The sequence below is a fragment of the Corynebacterium tuscaniense genome, from assembly GCF_008693065.1.
In the GTDB taxonomy this organism is placed as follows: domain Bacteria; phylum Actinomycetota; class Actinomycetes; order Mycobacteriales; family Mycobacteriaceae; genus Corynebacterium; species Corynebacterium tuscaniense.
The window spans coordinates 1-3,444 of sequence record NZ_VXKH01000100.1; the positions used below are offsets into that span (position 1 = coordinate 1).

General features: G+C 60.7%; 3 protein-coding genes and 1 pseudogene. All 4 read left to right on the top strand.

Annotation, left to right across the window (positions count from 1 at the left end):
• Nucleotides 1-95: pseudogene (locus F4V54_RS11820) on the top strand (16S rRNA (uracil(1498)-N(3))-methyltransferase); the annotation flags it as partial.
• Nucleotides 96-105: 10 nt separating this feature from the next.
• Nucleotides 106-1,140: a PhoH family protein gene (locus F4V54_RS10435; RefSeq protein WP_150387095.1), complete on the top strand. Its 1,035-nt coding sequence runs from the start codon at nt 106-108 to the stop codon at nt 1,138-1,140.
• On the top strand, nt 1,137-1,706 hold the full coding sequence (gene ybeY, locus F4V54_RS10440; protein WP_150387096.1) for an rRNA maturation RNase YbeY: 570 nt from the start codon (nt 1,137-1,139) through the stop codon (nt 1,704-1,706). Before F4V54_RS10435 ends, ybeY begins: the two co-directional genes overlap by 4 nt.
• Nucleotides 1,703-3,124, top strand: coding sequence for a hemolysin family protein (locus F4V54_RS10445; RefSeq protein WP_373277198.1), 1,422 nt, complete (start codon nt 1,703-1,705; stop codon nt 3,122-3,124). The genes ybeY and F4V54_RS10445 overlap by 4 nt, the downstream gene beginning before the upstream one ends.
• The last annotated feature ends 320 nt before the right edge of the window (nt 3,125-3,444 follow it).

A 3,444-nucleotide genomic window follows, 5' to 3' on the forward strand; every position in this document is an offset into this window, starting at 1 on the left:
CACAGGCGATCACGCTCGGCCCGGAGGTTCTGCGCACAGCGAGCGCCGGGCTGGCAGCGCTTTGCGCCGTCGGGGCGTTGACGGGGCGCTGGTAGGGTAAACCGCATGGCAGAACTGGTCACAAGCTCCTACGAGCTCGACCCCGATTACGCCCAAGCTGTGCTGGGCATCAACGACGCGACGCTGCACACACTCAACCAGCTGCTCGGCGCCGACCTTTTCGCTCGTGGCACCACCGTGACCATGCGCGGTCCGGTTGAGGCTGTGGCCTACGCCGCGCGGGTGGTGGATGAAATTCAGGCGATGGCGCGTCGTGGCATTGTGATCACCCCGGATGCGGTGAAGCACGCGGTGGACATTATGGCCACGGACATGCCGGAGTCCGCCGCGGAGATCCTTGGCCGTGAAATAATCGCACGCCGCGGTAAAGTGATCCGCCCTAAAACGGCTGGCCAGCGCGAGTATGTGGATGCGATTGATGAGAACACGATTGTCTTCGGCATCGGCCCCGCAGGTTCCGGCAAGACCTACCTGGCAGTGGCTAAGGCTGTTCAGGCACTGCAGGCCAAGGAAGTCAAGCGCATTATTCTCACCCGCCCCGCGGTGGAGGCAGGGGAGAAGCTGGGCTTTCTGCCCGGCACACTGAATGACAAGATCGACCCGTATCTGCGCCCGCTTTATGACGCATTGCGGGACATGCTCGACCCCGAAATGATCCCCAAACTCATGGAGGCCGGGATCATCGAAGTGGCGCCGTTGGCGTACATGCGTGGCCGCACGCTTAATGACGCGTTTGTCATCCTGGATGAGGCACAAAACACCACCCCTTCGCAAATGAAGATGTTCCTCACTCGCCTGGGTTTTGGTTCCAAGATGGTGGTCACCGGTGACATCTCCCAGGTGGACCTGCCGCGTGGCGTGGTCTCTGGTCTGCGGATCGTACGCAAGATCCTGCGGGACGTGCCAGGGATTCACTTCCAGGAATTCGGCGCGAATGATGTGGTGCGCCACCAGCTGGTCAGCCGTATTGTGGCCGCATACGACAAGTATGACGCGGACCGTGCTGCACGCTGGGATGCGGAGGCGGAACACCAGGCGCATCCGGAGGACACTCCAGCGGACACTAAGGAGCAAGCATGAGCATCGAAGTTCTGAATGAGTCTGGGGAGACGGACGTCAACGAAGAAATGCTCGTTGATGTTGCCTCCTTTGCGCTGCGCGCCATGGACGTTCACCCGGACACGGACCTAACCATCACGTGTGTGGATACACCCACCATGGCAGATCTGCACATGAGGTGGATGGACTTGCCCGGCCCAACGGATGTGATGAGCTTCCCCATGGATGAACTCACCCCGGGTTCAGGTCGCCCGGATGCACCGGCACCTGGCCCGGCCATGCTGGGGGACATCATCTTGTGCCCAGAGTATGACCGGAAGCAGGCAGACGCCGCTGGTCACCCGCTCGGCCATGAAATGGCGCTTCTCACCGTCCACGGATGCCTGCACCTGCTGGGTTATGACCACGCCACCCCGGCTGATGAGCGTGAAATGTTCGCGCTGCAGAACGAGATCCTGGCAGATTGGTACGACAACTTGGAGGCCCGTGGCGTCACCTACCAGCCGAAACCGGAAGGCAAACATGCTTTCCCGTCGGCGGCGGATCGGGTGGAGCTTGACGGGATCGTCGAGAAGCGAGGCGAATAACCACCGTGACTTTGTGGGCAACCTACCTGCTCGTAGCGCTCGTGTCCTTGGCAGCGGCGGGCGTGATCAAAATGATCGAGTCCGCGCTCATCCCGATTTCCAAGGCACGCGTGGAAGCGATGGCCAAAGACGAAGCCAGTGGTGCACGCGCCTTACTGCGCGTGGTGGATTCCAAAACCAACCACCTCAGCATGCTGGCGCTCGTGCAAATGGTGCTGGATACTGTGGCTGCGGTCTTCGCGCTGCTCACGGCGATGGAGCTGATCGAATCCCGCGTGTGGGCTATCACAGCCGCGATCCTGGCCGTGGCGTTGCTGCGCTTTGGGCTCATTGGTATCAACGCACGCCGGGCCGGCAAACTCAGCCCGTACACGATCTCGCTGCGCGCGGCGCAGATCCTTACCGTGGTGTACACCGTGCTTGGCCCGCTGTCCAAGCTGCTCATCCGGGCCAGCAACCTGGTCACCCCTGGTGAGGAGGACCTGGAGAACCCCTACGCCACTGACGTGGAACTGCGCGAAGCAGTGGACATTGCCCAGGAGCAGGGCGTGGTGGAAACCAGCGAGCGCCGCATGATCCAAAACATTTTTGATCTCGCGGATACACAAGCGCGCCAGGTGATGGTGCCACGCCCAGAGATGGTGTGGATCGAACATGAAAAATCCGCCGGCCAGGCAGCGAACTTGATGATCCGTTCCGGGCACTCTCGCGTCCCAGTGATCGGGGAGAGCGTCGATGACGTGCTGGGCATCGCATACCTCAAAGACGTGGTGGCCAAAACCTACAACCGCACCGATGGCGGCACCGGCGTGCGCATCACGGAACTCATGCGCGAACCAATGTACGTCCCCGACTCCAAGCCACTGGATGATCTGCTGCAGGAAATGCAACGGGACCAAACCCACATTGCCATCCTGGTGGATGAATACGGTGGCATCGCCGGGCTCATGACCATGGAGGACATCCTCGAGGAGATCGTCGGTGAGATCGCCGATGAGTATGATGCGGATGAGGAAGCCCCCATTGAGCCGGTGAACGGTGAAGATCCCGCCGCGCAGTCGCGTTTCTTCCGCGCCCAAGCACGCCTGCCGCTGGATGATCTGGTGGACTACTTCGCCGATGAGCAGGGCTTCGCCTTCGAGTTCGACGAAGAAATCACGGACAACGTGGAAACCGTCGCCGGCCTTTTGTCCTACGGCCTGGGTCGCGTGCCACTACCAGGTTCCGACGTAGAAGTCGGCGGCATTCGCTTCACCGCCGAAGGTGGCCGCGATCGCCGTGGACGCATCAAAGTGCGCACCGTGCTCATTGAAGTCCCCGAGTCGCTTATCGACGTTGCCGGCGCACCCACCGACGACACCCCCGAACTCAGCGGCTCCGGATCTTCCCGCACCTACCGTCCTGCACCCAGCGAGTAACGGGCTAAACGACACGATCCATGTCCGGTGCCGTGCTGTATTCCTTTCCTCAAACCTAACTCTAAGACCGCCTCTGAGCGCCCAACATAGACCGGTCTTGTGTTTTCCGCCGCCTTAACTTTTTCATGTTTGTAGGGAACCGGGCTGTTTGTGCTGGATCTGTGACTTCTTCGCGTGTTTTGGTGCGTGGTTCGGTGCGCGTGGCTTGTGGATAGTTTTGTGTTATCCACAGGCCGTTTTGGCCGTTTGCTGCGCGTTTGCGGGTTTCGGTTTAGCGTTGCCGGCATGAATCCTTTTGCAGCGCTCGTGGCGGGTTTAGC

Coding starts and splice junctions, on each gene's coding strand:
- F4V54_RS10435 (WP_150387095.1), top strand. CDS start 106: ATGGCAGAACTGGTCACAAGCTCCTACGAGCTCGACCCCGATTACGCC.
- ybeY (WP_150387096.1), top strand. CDS start 1,137: ATGAGCATCGAAGTTCTGAATGAGTCTGGGGAGACGGACGTCAACGAA.